19 protein-coding genes and 2 pseudogenes are annotated in these 17,891 nt (G+C 61.0%); 5 read left to right on the top strand and 16 right to left on the bottom strand.

From position 1 onward, the window contains the following. Nucleotides 1–396: 396 nt before the first annotated feature. Together HU749_RS29135 and HU749_RS02950 are read left to right on the top strand one after the other, a co-directional pair. Nucleotides 397–702 (top strand): transposase, encoded by a 306-nt coding sequence (locus HU749_RS29135; protein WP_038858942.1) that lies wholly within the window; start codon nucleotides 397–399, stop codon nucleotides 700–702. Continuing rightward, nucleotides 699–1,535, top strand: coding sequence for an IS3 family transposase (locus HU749_RS02950; RefSeq protein WP_225919112.1), 837 nt, complete (start codon nucleotides 699–701; stop codon nucleotides 1,533–1,535). Before HU749_RS29135 ends, HU749_RS02950 begins: the two co-directional genes overlap by 4 nt. Before the next feature lie 317 nt (nucleotides 1,536–1,852). Here the strand turns inward: HU749_RS02950 and HU749_RS02955 are convergent, their stop codons facing one another. The 13 genes and pseudogenes from HU749_RS02955 to ubiE form a co-directional block, all read right to left on the bottom strand. Beyond that, complete coding sequence (locus HU749_RS02955; protein WP_172898832.1) at nucleotides 1,853–2,041, bottom strand: nucleoid-structuring protein H-NS; 189 nt, start codon at nucleotides 2,039–2,041, stop codon at nucleotides 1,853–1,855. 132 nt (nucleotides 2,042–2,173) lie between these two features. After that, complete coding sequence (locus tag HU749_RS29510) at nucleotides 2,174–3,037, bottom strand: methyl-accepting chemotaxis protein (RefSeq protein ID WP_412177594.1); 864 nt, start codon at nucleotides 3,035–3,037, stop codon at nucleotides 2,174–2,176. Further along, nucleotides 3,029–4,090 (bottom strand): annotated as a pseudogene (locus HU749_RS29515) (methyl-accepting chemotaxis protein); the annotation flags it as partial. The gene HU749_RS29510 and the pseudogene HU749_RS29515, both read right to left, overlap by 9 nt. Before the next feature lie 122 nt (nucleotides 4,091–4,212). Then, a complete protein-coding gene (locus tag HU749_RS02965) occupies nucleotides 4,213–6,129 on the bottom strand; it encodes a HAMP domain-containing methyl-accepting chemotaxis protein (protein WP_046064114.1) in 1,917 nt (638 codons plus the stop codon). A gap of 132 nt (nucleotides 6,130–6,261) precedes the next feature. Then, a complete protein-coding gene (locus HU749_RS02970) occupies nucleotides 6,262–6,969 on the bottom strand; it encodes a 16S rRNA (uracil(1498)-N(3))-methyltransferase (protein ID WP_046064115.1) in 708 nt (235 codons plus the stop codon). Further along, nucleotides 6,966–7,763 carry a twin-arginine translocase subunit TatC gene (gene tatC / locus HU749_RS02975; RefSeq protein WP_014336144.1) on the bottom strand — a complete coding sequence of 266 codons (798 nt, stop codon included), beginning with the start codon at nucleotides 7,761–7,763 and terminating at the stop codon, nucleotides 6,966–6,968. The genes HU749_RS02970 and tatC overlap by 4 nt, the downstream gene beginning before the upstream one ends. Next, nucleotides 7,760–8,182, bottom strand: a complete 423-nt coding sequence (gene tatB, locus HU749_RS02980; protein WP_046064116.1) for a Sec-independent protein translocase protein TatB — start codon at nucleotides 8,180–8,182, stop codon at nucleotides 7,760–7,762. Before tatB ends, tatC begins: the two co-directional genes overlap by 4 nt. Before the next feature lie 10 nt (nucleotides 8,183–8,192). Further along, entirely contained in the window at nucleotides 8,193–8,480 is a 288-nt protein-coding gene (locus HU749_RS02985) for a twin-arginine translocase TatA/TatE family subunit (RefSeq protein WP_046064117.1), read from the bottom strand. A gap of 24 nt (nucleotides 8,481–8,504) precedes the next feature. Then, the gene (locus tag HU749_RS02990) at nucleotides 8,505–8,837 is read right to left on the bottom strand and encodes a phosphoribosyl-ATP diphosphatase (protein ID WP_003186671.1); all 333 of its coding nucleotides are present in this window, start codon (nucleotides 8,835–8,837) and stop codon (nucleotides 8,505–8,507) included. After that, nucleotides 8,830–9,228, bottom strand: a complete 399-nt coding sequence (gene hisI, locus HU749_RS02995; protein WP_186651182.1) for a phosphoribosyl-AMP cyclohydrolase — start codon at nucleotides 9,226–9,228, stop codon at nucleotides 8,830–8,832. Before hisI ends, HU749_RS02990 begins: the two co-directional genes overlap by 8 nt. Nucleotides 9,229–9,309: 81 nt before the next feature. Beyond that, nucleotides 9,310–10,914 carry a ubiquinone biosynthesis regulatory protein kinase UbiB gene (gene ubiB / locus HU749_RS03000; RefSeq protein ID WP_046064119.1) on the bottom strand — a complete coding sequence of 535 codons (1,605 nt, stop codon included), beginning with the start codon at nucleotides 10,912–10,914 and terminating at the stop codon, nucleotides 9,310–9,312. Continuing rightward, nucleotides 10,911–11,535 (bottom strand): annotated as a pseudogene (locus HU749_RS03005) (ubiquinone biosynthesis accessory factor UbiJ). The gene ubiB and the pseudogene HU749_RS03005 overlap by 4 nt, the downstream one beginning before the upstream one ends. Next, the gene (ubiE, locus tag HU749_RS03010) at nucleotides 11,535–12,305 is read right to left on the bottom strand and encodes a bifunctional demethylmenaquinone methyltransferase/2-methoxy-6-polyprenyl-1,4-benzoquinol methylase UbiE (protein WP_003196937.1); all 771 of its coding nucleotides are present in this window, start codon (nucleotides 12,303–12,305) and stop codon (nucleotides 11,535–11,537) included. Before ubiE ends, HU749_RS03005 begins: the two are co-directional and overlap by 1 nt. Nucleotides 12,306–12,460: 155 nt before the next feature. On the opposite strand from ubiE, the gene HU749_RS03015 reads away from it, so the two are divergent. From HU749_RS03015 to HU749_RS03025, 3 genes are all read left to right on the top strand, one after another. Next, on the top strand, nucleotides 12,461–12,736 hold the full coding sequence (locus HU749_RS03015) for a polyhydroxyalkanoic acid system family protein (RefSeq protein WP_046064120.1): 276 nt from the start codon (nucleotides 12,461–12,463) through the stop codon (nucleotides 12,734–12,736). Nucleotides 12,737–13,006: 270 nt separating this feature from the next. Continuing rightward, a complete protein-coding gene (locus HU749_RS03020) occupies nucleotides 13,007–13,429 on the top strand; it encodes a phasin family protein (protein ID WP_046064121.1) in 423 nt (140 codons plus the stop codon). A gap of 10 nt (nucleotides 13,430–13,439) precedes the next feature. Continuing rightward, a complete protein-coding gene (locus HU749_RS03025) occupies nucleotides 13,440–14,336 on the top strand; it encodes a phasin family protein (protein ID WP_186651184.1) in 897 nt (298 codons plus the stop codon). A gap of 193 nt (nucleotides 14,337–14,529) precedes the next feature. Here the strand turns inward: HU749_RS03025 and HU749_RS03030 are convergent, their stop codons facing one another. The 3 genes from HU749_RS03030 to phaZ form a co-directional block, all read right to left on the bottom strand. Further along, nucleotides 14,530–15,150 (bottom strand): TetR/AcrR family transcriptional regulator, encoded by a 621-nt coding sequence (locus HU749_RS03030; protein WP_014336152.1) that lies wholly within the window; start codon nucleotides 15,148–15,150, stop codon nucleotides 14,530–14,532. A gap of 60 nt (nucleotides 15,151–15,210) precedes the next feature. Continuing rightward, the gene (gene phaC / locus HU749_RS03035) at nucleotides 15,211–16,893 is read right to left on the bottom strand and encodes a class II poly(R)-hydroxyalkanoic acid synthase (protein WP_095963518.1); all 1,683 of its coding nucleotides are present in this window, start codon (nucleotides 16,891–16,893) and stop codon (nucleotides 15,211–15,213) included. A 112-nt stretch (nucleotides 16,894–17,005) separates the two neighbouring features. After that, nucleotides 17,006–17,863 carry a poly(3-hydroxyalkanoate) depolymerase gene (gene phaZ, locus HU749_RS03040; RefSeq protein WP_003186648.1) on the bottom strand — a complete coding sequence of 286 codons (858 nt, stop codon included), beginning with the start codon at nucleotides 17,861–17,863 and terminating at the stop codon, nucleotides 17,006–17,008. Nucleotides 17,864–17,891 lie beyond the last annotated feature (28 nt).

Consider the following 17,891-nt stretch of genomic DNA (forward strand, 5'->3'; position numbering starts at 1 on the left):
TGCCGGGATGCCCACTCCACAATGCCTGCGTTCGGCCAGCGTGGTTAACGGGGCGCCGAGATCAACGTCCACCGCGAGGCGGCCTAGTAGCCGACCTGGCTCTCTCGGTCGTACACCCCTCAGATCTGTTTGAGCAGGACCTGTGGGAGCAAAGCTTGCTCGCGAGGCGGCCTGACAGCCGACCTGGCTCTCCCGGTCGCACACCCATCAGATCTGTTTGAGCAGGACCTGTGGGAGCAAAGCTTGCTCGCGAGGCGGCCTGACAGCCGACCTGACTCTCCCGGTCGCACACCCATCAGATCTGTTTGAGCAGGACCTGTGGGAGCAAAGCTGAACTGGCCTAATAATTCCGGACACCTCTTAAGGGCGATATGATTTCGCCAATTTGGAGGTTCCATGAAAGAAAGAAGAGTCTTTTCCCGCGAGTTCAAACATCGTGCGGCCAGCATGGTGATTGATGACAACTGTTCAGTACAGGAAGTCTGCGCGTCGCTGGACATCAGTGCCACCGCATTACGACGGTGGGTGGACCAGGTTCGCAAGGAGCAAAAAGGTCAGCCAGTTCAAGGCACCAAGGCCATTACTGAGGATCAACGGCAGATTCAGGATCTGAAAGCCAAGATCAAACGCATGGAAATGGAAGCCGAAATCTTAAAAAAGGCTACCGCTCTCTTGATGTCGGATCCCGATCGTTTTCGATGATCGCGGAGCTAAGAGAGTCATTCCCGACCGCCATTCTGTGTCGCGTTTTCGATGTGAAGCGCAGCAGCTTTTACGAGTGGCTACAGCGTCTCTCGCGGCCTAAGATCGAGCGCGAAGAACTCAAGGGGAAGGTGGTTGAACTGCACAGCGAAAGCCGGGAAGCCATGGGGTCCAGAACGATCAGCAAGCATCTGAAGGCCCAAAACATAGCGGTCGGCAGAAGCCTTGTTAGAACACTGATGAGGGAAGCCAACATTGTCAGTAAACAACGCCAGCCTCACCCATTCAGGTCCAAAGGAGTTGAAGCATTTGTCGCACCCAATCTGCTCAAGCGTAATTTCAAGCCGACCGTGGTCAATCAGGTCTGGTGTGGCGACGTTACAAGCTTGATGGTGGGTAAACGCTGGGTTCATCTGGCCATTGTGATCGACTTGTTTGCTCGCCGGGTCATTGGCTGGGCATTTTCGCTGGTCAATGACGCCAACCTGGTCAGCAAGGCGTTACGCATGGCGATAGAGCTTCGAACATGCCCACCTGGATTGATGTTTCATTCGGACCAGGGCTGTCAGTACACCAGCCGCAAGTTTCAAGAAGAGTTGATGCGTCATGGCATTTTGCAAAGCATGAGTCATCGCGGGCAGTGCTGGGACAATGCTCCAACAGAACGTTTTTTCGGCACCCTGAAGTCAGAATGGGTCCCTCGCAACGGTTACAGCACGAGCGAGGAAGCACAAACCGATATGGTGCGCTTCTTCATGTACTACAACCGCACCAGGCTCCACAGCTACAACGACTACCTATCGCCAATAGCCATGGAGCAAAAAGCAGCATAAACACCGTAACTGGTGTCCGGATTTACTTGACCAGTTCAAGCTTGCTCGCGAGGCGGCCTGACAGCCGACCTGACTCTCCCGGTCGTACACCCATCAGATCTGTTTGAGCAGGGCCTGTGCGGGCAAAGCTTGCTCGCGAGGCGGCCTGACAGCCGACCTGGTTCTCCCGGTCGTACTTCGATCCCATTGTGGGAGCGAGCCTGCTCGCGAAGGCGGCGGGGCAGTCAGTATTGATGTTGCCTGACAGACCGCTATCGCGAGCAAGCTTTGCTCCCACAGATCTAACGGGTGTACGACCGGGAGAGCCAGGTCGGCTACTAGGCCGCCTCGCGGTGGACGTTGATCTCGGGCGCCCCGTTAACCACGCTGGCCGAACGCAGGTATTGCGCAGTGGGCACCTCGGCATGGATGCCGAGGTAGCCGCGCTGGGCCATGGATGGCCCTTCGCGGCGGGCCCACGGAGCAATGCCGGAGTGAGGGCATGCCGAGCCTAGGCGAGGCACCAAGTGGTGGGGCAGAAGCGTTTTGCTTACTTTTGCGCTTCTCAAAAGTGAGCCGCTGTAAGAGCGGAACCCTAAGCCGCCGTCACCTAAATAACGGATATACACACAAATCCTAAGTAAGGCAGCCGCAAGGCATCAAACCCGGAACCGCCCCACCAACGCCTGCAAATGCACCCCCAACCGCGCCAGCTCAGCACTGGAGGCGGCAGTCTCCTCACTGGACGACGCCGTTTGCTCCGACACATCACGCACATTCAGCACACTACGGTTGATCTCCTCAGCCACAGCACTCTGCTGCTCGGCCGCCGCCGCGATCTGTTGGTTCATCGCCTGGATCGCTGAGACGGTGCGGGTGATGTTTTCCAGCGAGCCACCAGCGCGGCGGGTCAGTTCGACACTGGTGTCGGTCAGGCCGCGGCTGCTGTCCATGATCGTCGAGACCTTTTCGGTACCGCTCTGCAGGCCAACAATCAATTCCTCGATTTCCTCGGTGGACTTCTGGGTGCGCTGCGCCAGGCTGCGAACCTCATCGGCCACGACCGCAAAGCCACGTCCGGCTTCCCCTGCACGGGCCGCTTCGATGGCGGCGTTGAGGGCCAGCAGGTTGGTCTGTTGGGCGACGGACTTGATCACGTCCAGCACGCTGCCGATCTTGTCGCTTTCACGCTTCAAATCGCCCATCGCCGTGGTGGAGTTCCCCACTTCCTTAGCCAGGCGCTCGATCTGGGCGATGGCTTCGCCGACGACCCTTTCGCCCTCGCGCGCCTGCTGGTCGGCGGCGACGGCGGCTTCGGAGGCTTCTTCGGCGTTGCGTGCCACTTCCTGCACTGTGGCAGTCATTTCATTCATCGCAGTGGCGACCTGATCGGTTTCCATTTTCTGGCTATTGACCCCGGCACTGGTCTGCTCGGTGACGGCCGAGAGCTGTTCGGCGGCGCTGGCGATTTGCGTAACCCCATCGCTGATACCGCCGATCAGTTGCCGCAGGCTGATCACCATGCGTTGCAGGCTGCTTTGCAACTGGCCCATTTCGTCGCGACGATTGACTTCAAGGTTATGGCTCAGGTCGCCCGAAGCGACGCGTTCGACTGCAACCAGGGTGTGTTGCAGCGGAACGACGATCTGCCGGGTAATGATCCACGCTGCCAGCAGGCCAAACGCCAAGGCCAGGAGGGTGACGGTGATCAACGCCTCTTTCGCGTGAATCGTTTCCTGATCACGTCTCTCGGTCTGGGAGGCAGTCAATCGGTGGCTTAAATCGTTCAAACGGGTGTCTTGCTCCACCATTCGCTTGAGGGCTGAGGCATTGGCTACCTGAGAGTCTCGAAACTGACTGACTGCGGCGCGATAGGCCTTCATCGATTCGGAGGCCTGTTGCAGGTTGGCGGCGTATTGCTCCGGCAGCTTGCTTGGCAGGGCCTCCAGGTTTTTCAAGGCGTTATCAATGGCCTCCAGCGCCGGTTGCTCGGCTTCGGCCTTGCCGCTGTAGGTGTAGCCACGGACCTGGTAGCGCGCTTGCTGGATGAGTTTGCTCAGCTCAACCACGTCGTTGAATAGAGGGACACTGTCGCCTTGGCGCAAGGCATCTTCGACTTCCTTCACCTTGGCCACGGCGTTGTCGGCGTTGGCTCCCAGCTTGGATCGGGCCGATTCGCGGTTCTGCGTCGCCTGGGTCATGTCGGCAAAGGCGCGCTTGTACTCGTCGAGCGTCGCCAATTGCTGGTTGAGCATTTCCAGGTCCGAGGCACGCGTAAACGTTTTGAGAGAGGCGTGGGTGCCTTCCAGCAGCTTGACCAAGAGTTCGCTGACGGCTGTCGGGCCCTGTTCACCCCGACGCATTTCGTAGTCGAGACGGGCGACGCGCAGATCCTTGTCCAGCTCGTTGAGCTCGGCGATCGACGCCTGCTTATCTGCGCGGCTGATCACACTACTCAGGCTGTTCCAGCCGGCGAAGGTGCTCAGGACGGTCATGAGCAGTACCAGGCCAAAACCGAAACCCAGTTTGCGATTGACGCTTACATTTCCCAGCTTCTCGGTCAGCCAACTGAACATGCTGATACTCCCTCGAACCTTTTATAGGCTTTATGAGAAGAGTATCGACCATGTTGTAGCGATCTGTAGGAAATAGGCGGGTGTATTCCCGTGGCGAAGGAGCAAGCTCCCTCGCCAGGGTGTCAGACCTTGAAGCGCCCCACCAACGTCTGCAAATGAACGCCCAGCCGCGCCAGTTCAGCGCTCGAGGCGGCGGTTTCTTCACTGGAGGCGGCGGTTTGTTCGGACACGTCGCGTACGTTCAGCACGCTGCGGTTGATTTCCTCGGCCACGGCGCTTTGTTGCTCGGCGGCTGCGGCGATCTGTTGGTTCATCGACTGGATCGCCGAGACCGTGCGAGTGATGTTTTCCAGTGAACCACCGGCGCGGCGGGTCAGCTCGACGCTGTTGTCGGTCAGGTTGCGACTGTTGTCCATGATGGTCGCGACCTGCTGGGTACCCGATTGCAGGCCGACGATCAGCTCTTCGATTTCTTCGGTGGACTTCTGGGTGCGCTGCGCCAGGCTGCGAACCTCATCGGCCACGACCGCAAAGCCACGTCCGGCTTCCCCTGCACGGGCCGCTTCGATGGCGGCGTTGAGGGCCAGCAGGTTGGTTTGCTGGGCGACGGACTTGATCACGTCGAGCACGCTGCCGATCTTGTCGCTTTCACGCTTCAAGTCGCCCATCGCCGCGGTGGAGTTGCCCACTTCGAGGGCCAGGCGTTCGATCTGGGCGATGGCTTCGCCAACCACTTTTTCACCTTCGCGTGCCTGCTGGTCGGCGGCGAGGGCGGCTTCGGAGGCTTCCTCGGCATTACGTGCCACTTCCTGCACGGTGGCGGTCATTTCGTGCATCGCGGTAGCGACCTGGTCGGTTTCCACTTTCTGGCTGTTGACGCCGGCGCTGGTCTGCTCGGTAACGGCCGAGAGCTGGTCGGCGGCGCTGGCAATCTGTGTGACGCCTTGGCTGATGCCGCCGATCAATTGGCGCAGGCCCACGGTCATGCGCTGCATGGCCCGCTGCAGCTGGCCCAGCTCGTCGCGGCGCTCGGAGTTGAGGTCGTGGGTCAGGTCACCGGCGGCCACGCCCTCGGCGATCTTGAGGGTCTGGCTCAAGGGGCCGACGATCTGCCGAGTGATCGCCACGGCTGAGATGATGCCGAACAAGAGGGCCAGGGTTGCGGCCACGATCAGGAAGGTCTTGGCCTGGGCCGCATCACGGTCACGCACGCCGGTCTGGGAGATGGTCAACTTTTGGCTGGCTTCGAGCAACACTTCGCCTTGCTCGGCCATGCGCTTGAGTGCTGCGGCGGTATCAAGCTGGGAATCGCGGAACTGACTAACCGCTGCTCGATAGACGTTCATCGAGTCGCTGGCCTGCTGGAGCCTGTCGGCGTGTTCTTCAGGCAACTGGGCCGGCAAACGTGCAAGCAGTTTCAGGACATCGGTAATTGCATCGATGGCCGGTTGTTGGGCCTCGCTTTTGCCACTGTAGGTGTAGCCGCGAACCTGATAGCGCGCCTGTTGGATCGCCTTGCTCAGGCTCACCACGCTGTTGAACTGGGTGACATCGCCGCCTTGCAGCAGCGCTTTTTCCACTTCGGTGACGCGGGCCACGGCGTTGTCGGCGCTGGCGCCGAGTTTGCTGCGGGCGTCTTCACGGCTGGCGGTGGCGAGGATCATCTCGGCGAAGGCGCTTTTGTATTCGGCGACGGCGGCCAACTGCTGGTCGATCAATGCAACATCGTCCGGCTGCTCAATCAGCTCGCGAGCGGTCTTGAGCCCCGCGTCGAGCTTGCCAGTCAGATCGTTGACCTCCTGCGGACCGTTTTCACCACGAGAGTTGTAGTAGTCCATGCGCGCCAGGCGCAAGTCCTTGGTCAACCCGCTGAGTTCGGAAATGAACCCCAGCTTGTCGCCACGGCTGATCACGTTGCCCAGGCCGGTCCAGCCGGTAAACGCGATCATCAAGGTCAGGAACAGCACAAGGCCGAAGCCTGCGCCGAGTTTGCGATTGACGCTTACATTTCCCAGACTCTGGGCAAACCACTGGAACATGCCGATACTCCCTCGCAGCGCTTATTTTGTTTTATCCGTGCTATATCGGCCTTCAGGGAGGGATCTGTAGAAATGAGCGGAAGATATTGAGCTCGCTGACTTGTGGCGAGGGGAGCATCAGGCCGCAGAGGATCAGAACAGACGCGCAAGCAGCGCTGTAACCGCGGTCTCGACCCGCAGGATCCGCTCACCCAGTTGTACCGGTTGCAGGCCGGCCTTGCCCAGCAGGTCGATCTCGTAGGGAATCCAACCGCCTTCGGGCCCGATGGCCAAGGTCACCGGTTCTGTTAGCGCTCGCGGGCAGGGCGGGTGGTTGCCAGGGTGGCCGACCAGTCCGAGGGTGCCGTTCACGATGGCCGGCAGGCGGTCCTCGACGAAGGGCTTGAAGCGTTTTTCGATGATGATTTCTGGCAGCACGCTGTCCCGGGCTTGTTCCAGGCCCAGGATCAGTTGCTCACGGATGGCCTCGGGCTCGAGGAACGGTGTCTGCCAAAAGCTCTTTTCCACGCGATAGCTGTTGACCAGCACCACACGCGGCACGCCCATGGTGGCGACGGTCTGGAACACCCGTCGGAGCATTTTCGGACGCGGCAGGGCCAGTACCAGGGTCAGCGGCAACTTGGCCGGTGCTGGCTGGTCGAGGGTCACTTGCAGTTCAGCTTCGCGGGCTTCCAGGCGCAGCACTTGGGCCGTACCCATCAACCCACCGATGCGCCCGACCCGCAGGCTGTCACCGACGGCGCTGCGATGGACTTCCTGCATGTGGGTCAACCGGCGATCGCTCAGGATCACGCGGTCAGGCCCGATGAAGTCGACCTCTTCGAGCAGCAGCAGGTTCACGCTTGGGTCGCTGGCGGCTGGTCGTTGTGGTCATCGACCGGTTGTTCCTCGGGCTCTTCTTCCCGGCGCTTGCGCACCAGGCCACCGAACAGGATGCCGATCTCGAACAGCAGCCACATCGGCACCGCCAGCAGGGTCTGGGAAAAGATGTCCGGCGGGGTCAGGATCATGCCGACCACGAAGCAGCCGATGATCACGTAGGGGCGGATCTTCTTCAGGTAGGCAACGTCAACCACGCCGATCCACACCAGCAGCACCACCGCCACCGGGATTTCGAACGCCACGCCGAAGGCGAAGAACAGCGTCATGACGAAATCCAGGTAGCTGCTGATGTCGGTCATCATTTCCACGCCCGCCGGGGTGGCGGCGGCGAAGAACTTGAAGATCAGCGGGAACACCAGGTAATAGGCGAAGGCCATGCCGGTGTAGAACAGCAGGATGCTGGACACCAGCAGCGGCACGGCGATGCGTTTTTCATGCTTGTACAGGCCCGGTGCAATGAAGCCCCAGATCTGGTGCAGGATCACCGGGATCGCCAGGAACAGCGAGACCATCATCGTCAGTTTCAGTGGCGTCAGGAACGGCGACGACACGTCGGTGGCAATCATTGTCGCCCCTACCGGCAGGTACTGGCGCAGCGGCGTGGAGACGAAGGTGTAGATCTGCTGGGTGAAGGAAAACAGTCCGGCGAAAATGATGAAAACCGCCGCGACGCAACGCAGCAGGCGGGTGCGCAACTCGGTGAGGTGCGATACCAGCGGCATCGGCTGGTCGTTTTCAGGGATATCGCTCATGGGGCTCGCGGCGGCAAAGTAGGGTCGTTAGGCGCAGGGACAGCAGCGGGCGCTGCGTCCGCTACCGTCGGTGTCACTGGCGTCGGTTCAGCCGCCGACCCCACGCCATCCGCGGGTGCCTGGGGCGCAATCGCCTGTTCGGCCACGGGCTGGACCGGCGTCGGCTCCTGTTGGGTCGGCGTGAAGATTTTCCGCGCTTCCTGCTCCAGGGACAGAATATGTTCGTTGTGAAGTTGCCGGCGGATGTCGTCGGCACCGATTTCACGTTCAACTTCCTGTTTGATCGCATTGAAGCTGCGCTTCAGACGGCCGATCCAGAGACCGGCGGTGCGCGCAGCACCCGGCAGACGCTCGGGACCCAGTACCAGCAGGGCGACGAGGCCGACGAGCAGCAGTTCAGTGAAGCTGATCCCAAACATTAGTCAGTGCTCACGAGTCTTTGCGGATTGGCTCTTCGACTTTCTGGGCCTGCACGTCGATGGTATTCGGCGCATTCACAGGTTGAGTGGCCTGCGGGTGTACCGGTTGGGTCGGTTGTGCGGGCTGAGCCTGGGTTGTCGTCGGATCGGCTGGTTTCTCATCATCGTTCATGGCCTTGCGAAAACCCTTGATCGACTCGCCGACATCGGTGCCGAGGTTTTTCAGTTTCTTGGTACCGAACACCAGCACCACGACGACCAGGATGACGACCCAGTGTTTCCAGTCAAAAATACCCATGTGGCTATTCCTCTCAAAAGTTGATCAGGCGGACGGGCGCGAGGCTTTCTCGACATGCCCGGACAGACCGAAGCGACGGTCCAGTTCATCCAGTACGGCCTGCGGATGCTGCCCCAGTTGGGCCAGCATGACCAGGCTGTGGAACCACAGGTCGGCGGTCTCGTAGATCACGTCGCTGCAATCGCCACTGATGGCGGCGTCCTTGGCGGCGATGATGGTCTCGACCGACTCTTCGCCGACTTTCTCCAGGATCTTGTTCAAGCCCTTGTGGTACAGGCTGGCGACATAGGAACTGTCAGCCGCGGCGCCCTTGCGCTCTTCCAGCACCTGGGCCAGGCGGGTCAGGGTGTCACTCATGGGTATGTCCTGAATAGATGGCATGCGGGTCCTTGAGCACCGGGTCGACGGTTTTCCAGTCGCCGTTCTCGAAGACGCGATAGAAGCAGCTTTGACGGCCGGTGTGGCAGGCAATCTCACCGACTTGCTCGACCATCAGGATGATGACGTCGCCGTCGCAGTCCAGGCGCATCTCATGCAGGTGCTGCATATGCCCGGACTCTTCACCTTTGCGCCACAGTTTGCCACGGGAACGTGACCAATAGATGGCGCGGTTCTCGGCGGCGGTCAAGGCCAGCGCTTCGCGGTTCATCCAGGCCATCATCAATACGCGCCCGGTCTTGTGGTCCTGGGCGATGGCTGGCACCAGGCCTTCAGCGTCCCATTTGATCTCGTCCTGCCAGTTTTTCATCTTTGACTCCGACCATGGGCCGCGCACCTGGAGTCGGCGGGCCCAGCGTTGAAACAGTGTGCCAGCGCGAACCGGTGCTGGCTATCGGCGAACGACCAGATACAGACCGACCACCATCATGATACCGGCGGGCCAGTGCCCCAGCTGGCTCAGCGGCCCGCCGGTCGCCAGCACCGCGCCGCCACCCAGGTGAGCGGCGCCCAGCAGGCGCAACAGCCAGTCGTCCTTGCGTCGGTGCCACGGCGGCGCGGGGTCGTGGGCGTGGGGTTGGGACATGCGTTCGAGCAGGTCGCGGGTCATGTTGGCCAGGTGCGGGAGCTGCTCGAACTGGCTTTGCACGTTGCCCAGCAAGGTTTTGGGGCTGACGCGCTCGCGCATCCAGCGTTCGAGGAACGGTTGGGCGGTGTTCCACAGGTCCAGGTCCGGGTACAACTGGCGGCCGAGACCTTCGATGTTCAACAGGGTTTTCTGCAACAGCACCAACTGTGGCTGGACTTCCATGTTGAAGCGTCGCGCGGTCTGGAACAGGCGCATCAACACCTGGCCAAAGGAAATATCTTTTAACGGTTTTTCGAAGATCGGTTCGCACACGGTACGGATCGCCGCTTCGAATTCGTTGAGCTTGGTCTCGGCCGGCACCCAGCCCGAATCGATGTGCAACTGGGCGACGCGACGGTAGTCACGCTTGAAGAAGGCGAACAGGTTGCGCGCCAGATAGTCCTGGTCTTCGGGGGTCAGGCTGCCGACGATGCCGCAGTCGATGGCAATGTATTGCGGGCTCCACGGCTGCACCGTGCTGACGAAGATGTTGCCTGGGTGCATGTCGGCGTGGAAAAAACTGTCGCGAAACACCTGGGTGAAAAAGATTTCCACGCCGCGTTCGGCGAGCATCTTCATGTCGGTGCGCTGGTCGGCCAGGGTCGCAAGGTCAGTCACCTGGATGCCGTAGATACGCTCCATCACCAGTACTTTCGGCCGGCACCAGTCCCAATAGACTTGCGGCACATACAGCAGCGGCGAGCCTTCGAAGTTGCGACGCAGTTGGCTGGCGTTGGCCGCCTCGCGCAGCAGGTCGAGTTCGTCGTAGATGGTTTTTTCGTAGTCCTGGACCACGTCCACCGGGTGCAGCAGGCGGGCATCGGCCGACAACCGTTCGGCGGCGCGAGCGAGAATGAACAGCCACGCCAGGTCTTGGGCAATGATCGGCTTGAGGCCTGGGCGAATGACCTTGACCACCACTTCTTCGCCGCTCTTGAGCTGGGCGGCGTGAACCTGGGCCACGGAGGCCGAGGCCAGGGGCTCGACGTCGAAACGGCTGAAGACTTCGCTGATCTTCTTGCCCAGTTGTTCCTCGATCAGCGCCACCGACACCTTGGAATCGAACGGCGGCACGCGGTCTTGCAGACGCATCAGTTCATCGGCGATGTCTTCGGGCAACAGGTCGCGCCGGGTCGAAAGGATCTGCCCGAACTTGATGAAGATTGGCCCCAGGTCCTGCAAGGCCAGGCGCAAGCGCGCGCCGCGACTCAGGTCCAGCGTTCGCCGGGGAAACCAGCGCCACGGCAGCACGAAGCGCAGGGCCAGGAGAAACCAGGGCAGCGGCAGGGCGAACAGCAGGTCATCGAGGCGGTAGCGGATCACGACGCGCTGGATGCGCAACAAACGGCGGACGGCAAGCAGCTTCATGCGTTATCGCTTGGTTTCAAGGGATCGGGAAAGGCGCTCGAAACGCGCCTCGAGACGTTCCAGGTCAAGCTTGACCTGGTCCAGTTCATTAAAACGGGCTTGTGCTTCGCGTTGGCCTACGAGGGTACGCGATTCTTCGGCCAGGTATTCACTCAGATTCTGTCCCAGGCTGGCGAAGCCCTGGCGATACCAGCGGCTGCGGCTGCGCAAATGGCCGCTGAGCAATTGGGTCGCCACCGGACCGATCCAGCGGGACACTTCGTATTCCCAGTCCAGCTCCAGGTCCTGGAGAATTGCCGCCAGCTCCAGCAGTACGCCGCTGTCGCCGTCGAGCTCCACGTCGGGGCTGTGCAGCACCGCGGTCTTGTCCTTGCCCAGGGCCAGGTTCAGCAGGCTCGACGCCGGGGCGCGCAGCGTGCAATCCGCTGCGGCCTCCCAGTGCGCGGCGAGCAGCAGGCCTTCGTCGCTGGGCAGGATGAACAACCGCAACGTCGGGTTGCGGCAGTCGACGGCGATCACGCTACCGCTCAAGTGCGCCAGGCGCGCGAGCGCCGTGCTGTCCAGGCGCAGCACCCGGTTGAGGCCCAGTTCGACGCTGGCGAGCAGGCCGGTGAGCAGCATCAGGGCTTGATGCCGCGATGCAGGGCAACGATGCCTGCGGTCATGTTGTGGTAGGTCACGCGGTCGAAACCGGCCTCGACCATCATCGACTTCAGGGTTTCCTGGTTCGGGTGCATGCGGATCGATTCGGCCAGGTAGCGATAGCTTTCCGAGTCGTTGGTGATCAGCTTGCCCATCAGCGGCATGAAGGCGAATGAGTAGGCGTCATAGGCCTTGGACATCAGCGCATTGGTCGGCTTGGAGAACTCCAGCACCAGCAGGCGGCCACCGGGCTTGAGCACGCGCAGCATCGAGCGCAGGGCATCTTCCTTGTGGGTGACGTTGCGCAGGCCGAAGGCGATGGTCACGCAGTCGAAATGGTTGTCGGGGAACGGCAGCTTTTCAGCGTCGGCCTGGACGAACTCGACATTGCCGGCCACACCCAGGTCCAGCAGGCGGTCGCGACCGACCTTGAGCATGGATTCATTGATGTCGGCCAGGACCACCTGGCCGGTCGGCCCGACAATGTGGGAAAACTTCTTCGTCAGGTCACCCGTGCCACCGGCGATGTCCAGCACGCGATTGCCGCTGCGCACGCCCGACAGCTCGATTGCGAAACGCTTCCACAGGCGGTGCATGCCGCCCGAGAGCAGGTCGTTCATCAAGTCATACTTGGCGGCTACGGAGTGGAAAACCTCAGCGACTTTTTCCGCTTTCTGGCTTTCCGGCACGTTCTTGAAGCCGAAGTGAGTGGTGGGTTCGGCATCGCTGCCTTTGCGCTGATCAGTCATATCGCGGTCACCAAAAAAGAATGCGGGACATTCTAATCCCGGTAGAGGGCTTTGTCTTGGCAAGGCTGAAGGTAAGATGGGCTACCGCCGGGACGTTTTGACGCAGCCAGGGTCTGAAACGTTCAGGCAAGTCCCGATAAAACAGGAGTCACCCGATGGCCCGTATAACTGTTGAGCGAGCCCATGGCCTGGGCAAGGAAGCGGCGCGCGAGAAAGCCGACAAGTTGGCGCAGAAGTTGTCCGACAGCTATGGCCTGGAGCCGCAGTGGGTGGGCGACACCCTGAAACTCAAGCGTTCCGGGGTCAAGGGCGAAGTGCATGTGGGCGACGACTCGATCCGCGTCGACGTGGAGCTGGGCATGTTGATGTCAGCCATGAGTGGCACGATCAAAGGCGAAATCGAAAAAGCGCTGGATAAGGCGTTGGCTTGATTGACCGGAAGGGTGATTGGAATGGATGACTCAAGTCCACCACCAATCCACCTGTGGGAGCGAGCCTGCTCGCGATAGCGGCGTGTCATTCAACATCAATGTTGCTGGTCCACCGCAATCGCGAGCAGGCTCGCTCCCACAATGGGAAGTCATCGCCCTCAGGTTTGTGTCAGTTGTTAGGGTGCCCTTTCTAATTATTGTCACTACTTTGTGCCTGAGCCCGTCCATGTGCGGGCAGTTCCTCAAACCTTTTTTCGAGTGAGGTGCACCATGGCCAAAGTTATTTTGAAGAAAAAAACCGACGTTGAATCTTCCACGCTCAGCGACGTGAAAACGTACGCGCGCAAGATCTGGCTGGCGGGCCTGGGCGCCTACACGAAGGTCGGCCAGGAAGGCAGCGAGTACTTCCAGGAGTTGGTAAAGGCTGGCGAAGTTATTGAAACCAAAGGCAAAAAGAAAATTGCCGGAAAACTTGAAGCGGCCAACAGCGAGTTGATTGAAGCCAAGAGCGAGGTCAATACTTTCAAGGCCCGGGTTGAAGTACAACTCGATAAAGTCGAGAAGGTATTCGATGCCCGTGTTGCAAGTGCCTTGAATCGTATCGGCATTCCGTCTAAACATGACGTTGAGACACTCTCTGCTAAGCTCGATGAGCTGACAGCATTGCTCGAACGTGTCGCGCGTAAACATTAAGGAGAACGGGATGGCTGGCAAAAAAATCACAGAAAAAGAGGGCAGCTCGTGGGCCGGGAAGATTGAAAAGTATTCCCGCAAAATCTGGCTTGCTGGTTTAGGCGTGTACTCGAAGATCGACACTGACGGCAGCAAGCTCTTCGAGTCTCTGGTTAAGGACGGCGAAAAGGCCGAAAAACTCACCAAGACGGCAGTCGGCAAGCAAGTCGATGCAGCCAAGGACTCTGCCGAGTCCGCCAAGTCGCGAATCGGCGGCGTGAAGGATCGTGCACTGGGCAAATGGGACGAACTGGAAGGGGCTTTCGACAAGCGCCTGAACAGTGCGATCTCGCGCCTGGGTGTGCCGAGCCGTAATGAAGTCAAGGCGCTGCACAGCAAGGTCGACACCTTGACCAAGCAGATCGAAAAACTCACCGGCGCCAAAGTCGCACCCGTGGCGGCCAAGACTGCAGCGGCCAAGCCGGCCGCTAAAACGGCGGCCAAGCCACTGGTCAAGGCTGCGGCAAAACCCGCCGCCAAACCTGCGGCGAAAGCAGCGGCCAAGCCCGCGGCTAAAACTGCTGCGGCCAAACCTGCTGCCAAGGCGGCGGCCAAACCGGTAGCGGCCAAACCTGCGACCAAAGCGGCAGCCAAGCCTGCGGCCAAACCCGCGGCTAAAACGGCAGCGGCCAAACCGGCAGCGAAACCCGCCGCCAAGCCTGCGGCAAAAGCGGCGGCCAAACCTGCTGCGGCGAAAAAACCGGCCGTGAAAAAACCGGCCGCGCCGAAAGCCGCTGCACCGAAGGCGCCGACCGCGGCCGCCAAACCGACAACCCCGACGAGCCCGGCGAACTCCGCCGCCGCTCCAACCCCGGTCGCCACGCCAACTCCAGCGCCGGCTCCATCGACGCCTACCACCCAGTCCTGATACCCAGGGCAAACAAAAAAGCGCCCGGCCTGTAAAGGTCGGGCGTTTTTGTTTGTACGCAGGTCAACCTGTGGGAGCGAGCTTTGTGGGAGCAAGGCTTGCCCGCGATGAAAACGCCGCGGTCTCTTGAGGACCGCAGCGCCTGGATCGCGAGCAAGCTTTGCTCCCACAATGGATCTGCCACTGCCGGTGGTTACTCGTGTTCTTCCAGGTAGCGCAACGCCAGTTGCTCAGTCGCCACTTTGGTCGCGGGCGGCAGGTGCGGGGCCACCAGCATCATGATCTGGTAGACCACCAACCGAACCTCGCCTTCGCGGTCCAGGATCCGCTGGTAGTCCAGGGAGAACAGCAAGGTCATGGTGATCTGCTCCACCAACTGCCCCAGGGCCTGGGTATCGCTGACCAGCAATCCCTGGGCCTTGAGTTGCGCCAGCAGTGAGGCGAGGGTGCGCTTCAGGGCATTGAGCAACTGGCGGATGCCCTTGGCCAGCTTCGGCAGGCGCCCGGCCAGGTTCGACAGGTCCTGGAACAGGAACCGGTACTGCGCCAGGCGCTCGACGATCAAGTGCAGGAACAGCCAGTAATCCTCCGGCGCCAACTGCACGTCCGCCGGAGGGTCCAGCAGCGGTGCCAGTTCGCCCTGGAATCGCTCGAATAGCCCGAGGATCAGCGGCTCCTTGCCATGAAAGTGGTAATAGAGGTTGCCCGGGCTGATGCCCATTTCGTTGGCAACTTCCATGGTGGAGACGTTCGGTTCGCCCTTTTCGTTGAACAATTGCAGGGCACATTCAAGGATGCGGTCGCGGGTTTTCATCCGGTCTTCTTAATGATCAAGTCATGCCACGGCCAATCGCCTGGCCGTGGGGTGAGGCCTTCAGCGCACGCGAACATAGGTCCCGGGAGCGGCGTCCAGGGGCGGGTAGTTCGCGTTGCCCAAGGTCATCTGGGTTTCGTGTTGGGCGCCGGAACGTTCCTGGATCCAGCCCAGCCATTGGGTCCACCAACTGCCTTCGACGTGCTTGGCGTCGTAGTACCAGGCCCGTGGGTCGCTGCTCAGTTTCGCGCTTTCGATGAAGTTGGCCTTGGGGTTGCCCGGCGGGTTGAGGATGCTCTGGACATGGCCGCTGTTGGAAAGCACGAAGCGTTTTTCGCCACCGAGCAGCAACGTCGAGCGATACACCGCGTCCCAGGGCGTGATGTGGTCGTTGATGCCGCCCACGCTGAAGCTGTCCACCGTCACTTTCTGCAGGTCGATGGGCGTGCCGCACACTTCCAGGCCGCCGGGATGGGTCAGTGGGTTGTGCTTGAAGAAGTCCAGTAGGTCGCCGTGGTAAGCCGCCGGCAGCCGGGTGCAGTCGTTGTTCCAGTAGAGGATGTCGAAGGCCGGTGGCTCCTTGCCCAGCAGGTAGTTGTTGATGAAGTAGGTCCAGATCAGATCGTTGGGGCGCATCCAGGCAAACACCCGGGCCAGGTCGCGGCCATCGAGGATGCCTTTCTGGTAGGAACGACGCTTGGCGGCTTCGAGAGTCTGCTCGTCGATGAACAGCGTGGCCTGGCTGTCGATCTGGCTGTCCAGCAGGCTCACCAGGTAGGTGGCACTGGCAACCCGGCGCAACTGGCGCTTGGCTTGCAGGTGGCCTTGCAGGGCCGCGATGGTCAGGCCCCCGGCGCAGGCGCCCATCAGGTTGACCTCGCGGGCACCAGTGATCGCCCGGCAGACGTTCATGGCCTCTTCCACGGCCTCGACGTAGCTGGACAGGCCCCATTCGCGGTGGCGTACGTCAGGGTTGCGCCAGCTGATGATGAAGACCTGCAAACCGTTTTTCAGGGCGTACTGGACGAAGCTGTTGGAAGGGCTCAGGTCGAAAATGTAGAACTTGTTGATCTGCGGCGGCACGATCAGCAACGGCTTGGCGTATTGCTTTTCGCTCATGGATCGGTACTGGATCAGCTCGAGCAATTCGTTGCGAAACACCACCGCGCCTGGGGTGGTCGCCAGGGTCTTGCCGACTTCAAAGGCATGGGGCGTGGTTTGTCGCGGCAACCCGTCGTTGTGCAGCAGGTCGTCCACCAGATGGCTGAGGCCTCGGACCAGGCTGCTGCCGCCGGAGTTGAACAGTTCCTTGACCGCCAGCGGGTTGAGTAAGGTATTGGACGGTGATACGGCGTCGTTGAGCAGGGCGAAGGCGAAGTGGGCTCGGGCGCGGTCATCCTGGCTCATGGTGCTGTCGTCGATCCAGCTCGTGACCTGCTTCTGCCAGCTCAGGTAAGCCTGCAGGCTGCGGCGGTAGAACGGATTGAGCTGCCAGGTGGGGTCGGCAAAACGCGGGTCGTTGGGGTTGGTGGGGTGCAGGGTCTCGCCCAGCAGCACGCGGCCCAGTTGGCCGCCCAGTTTCAACGCGTGCCGGGCACTGTGCACCGGGTTGCGCAAGCCGTGTGCGGCGACGCTGCGCAAGGTCGACAGCAAGTCCCTGCCACGCAGGCCGGTGACCGCACTTTGTGCGTTGATGAAGTTGGCAGGGGCGGGTATGGAACCCTTCGCCGGTTTGTCGCGCATGAGTCAACTCCTTCGTCATCAGGCTAAAAACAAACACACCGAACCAGACAACATAGTCGCTGTTTCGGGTCGCTGCGCGGTCCGGCGTCCTGCCAGGCGCTAATGGGCGGTTTCAGCCGCCGCCCAGCGGCGAGGGATGCGGATGCATCACGGCACGCTGACGTTCTTCCTCGAGGAATTTCATGATGATCGGCGCCACCGCCTCGGCCCGGGTGATCAGGAACAGGTGGCCGTCATCGATGATGTGCAATTGGGCGTTGGGAATGCGCCAGGCCAGCATGCGCATGTTGATCAGCGGGATCAGCGGATCGTCGTCGCCGGCCAGCACCAGGGTCGGCTGGTGGATCTTGTGCAGCCAGTGGATGCTGGTCCAGCCCAGGCCGGCGAACAGTTGCCAGTAATAACCGAGCTTGCCCGCCGAACGAACCTTGGCCGCATGGCTGGCCGCCAGGCTCGGGTCGCGGCGGAACGAACCGCCGTAGATCAGCGGTGCGATACGCATCACGTGGGACGGTTGAACGTAGCGCCGGGGGCTGGCCATCATCCACAGCACCTTCGGTTTGCCCGGCACCATCACCGCCCCGGCCGCCGTGGCCGCCAGGACCAGCTTCTTGCAGCGCTCGGGGTAGTCGTAGGCGAACTGCTGGGCCAGGGCGCCCCCCCATGACACGCCGATCACGTTGACCTGCCCGTAGTCCAGGTAATCGAGCATCCGCGCGGTGAGTTTGGCCAGGCCAGGAAAGCGATACGGCCGGTTGGGCGTCGATGAACCGCCAACGCCGGGCACGTCAAAAGCGATGACTTCCAGGTCCGGGTCCAGGGCCTGGATGAACGGGAACACCAGCTCGAGGTTGGCGCCAATGCCGTTGAAAATCAGCAGGGGCGTCAAGTGAGGCTTGCCGGGACGTACCGCGGTGCGCAAGGTCTGGCCATCCAGATCGACGGTACGGAAGATGTACGGTTGCGGCATGCTTCAAGCCCTGTGGGTTGGGTCGCTG

The sequence above is a fragment of the Pseudomonas ogarae genome (assembly GCF_014268695.2).
Classification (GTDB): Bacteria; Pseudomonadota; Gammaproteobacteria; order Pseudomonadales; family Pseudomonadaceae; genus Aquipseudomonas; species Aquipseudomonas kilonensis.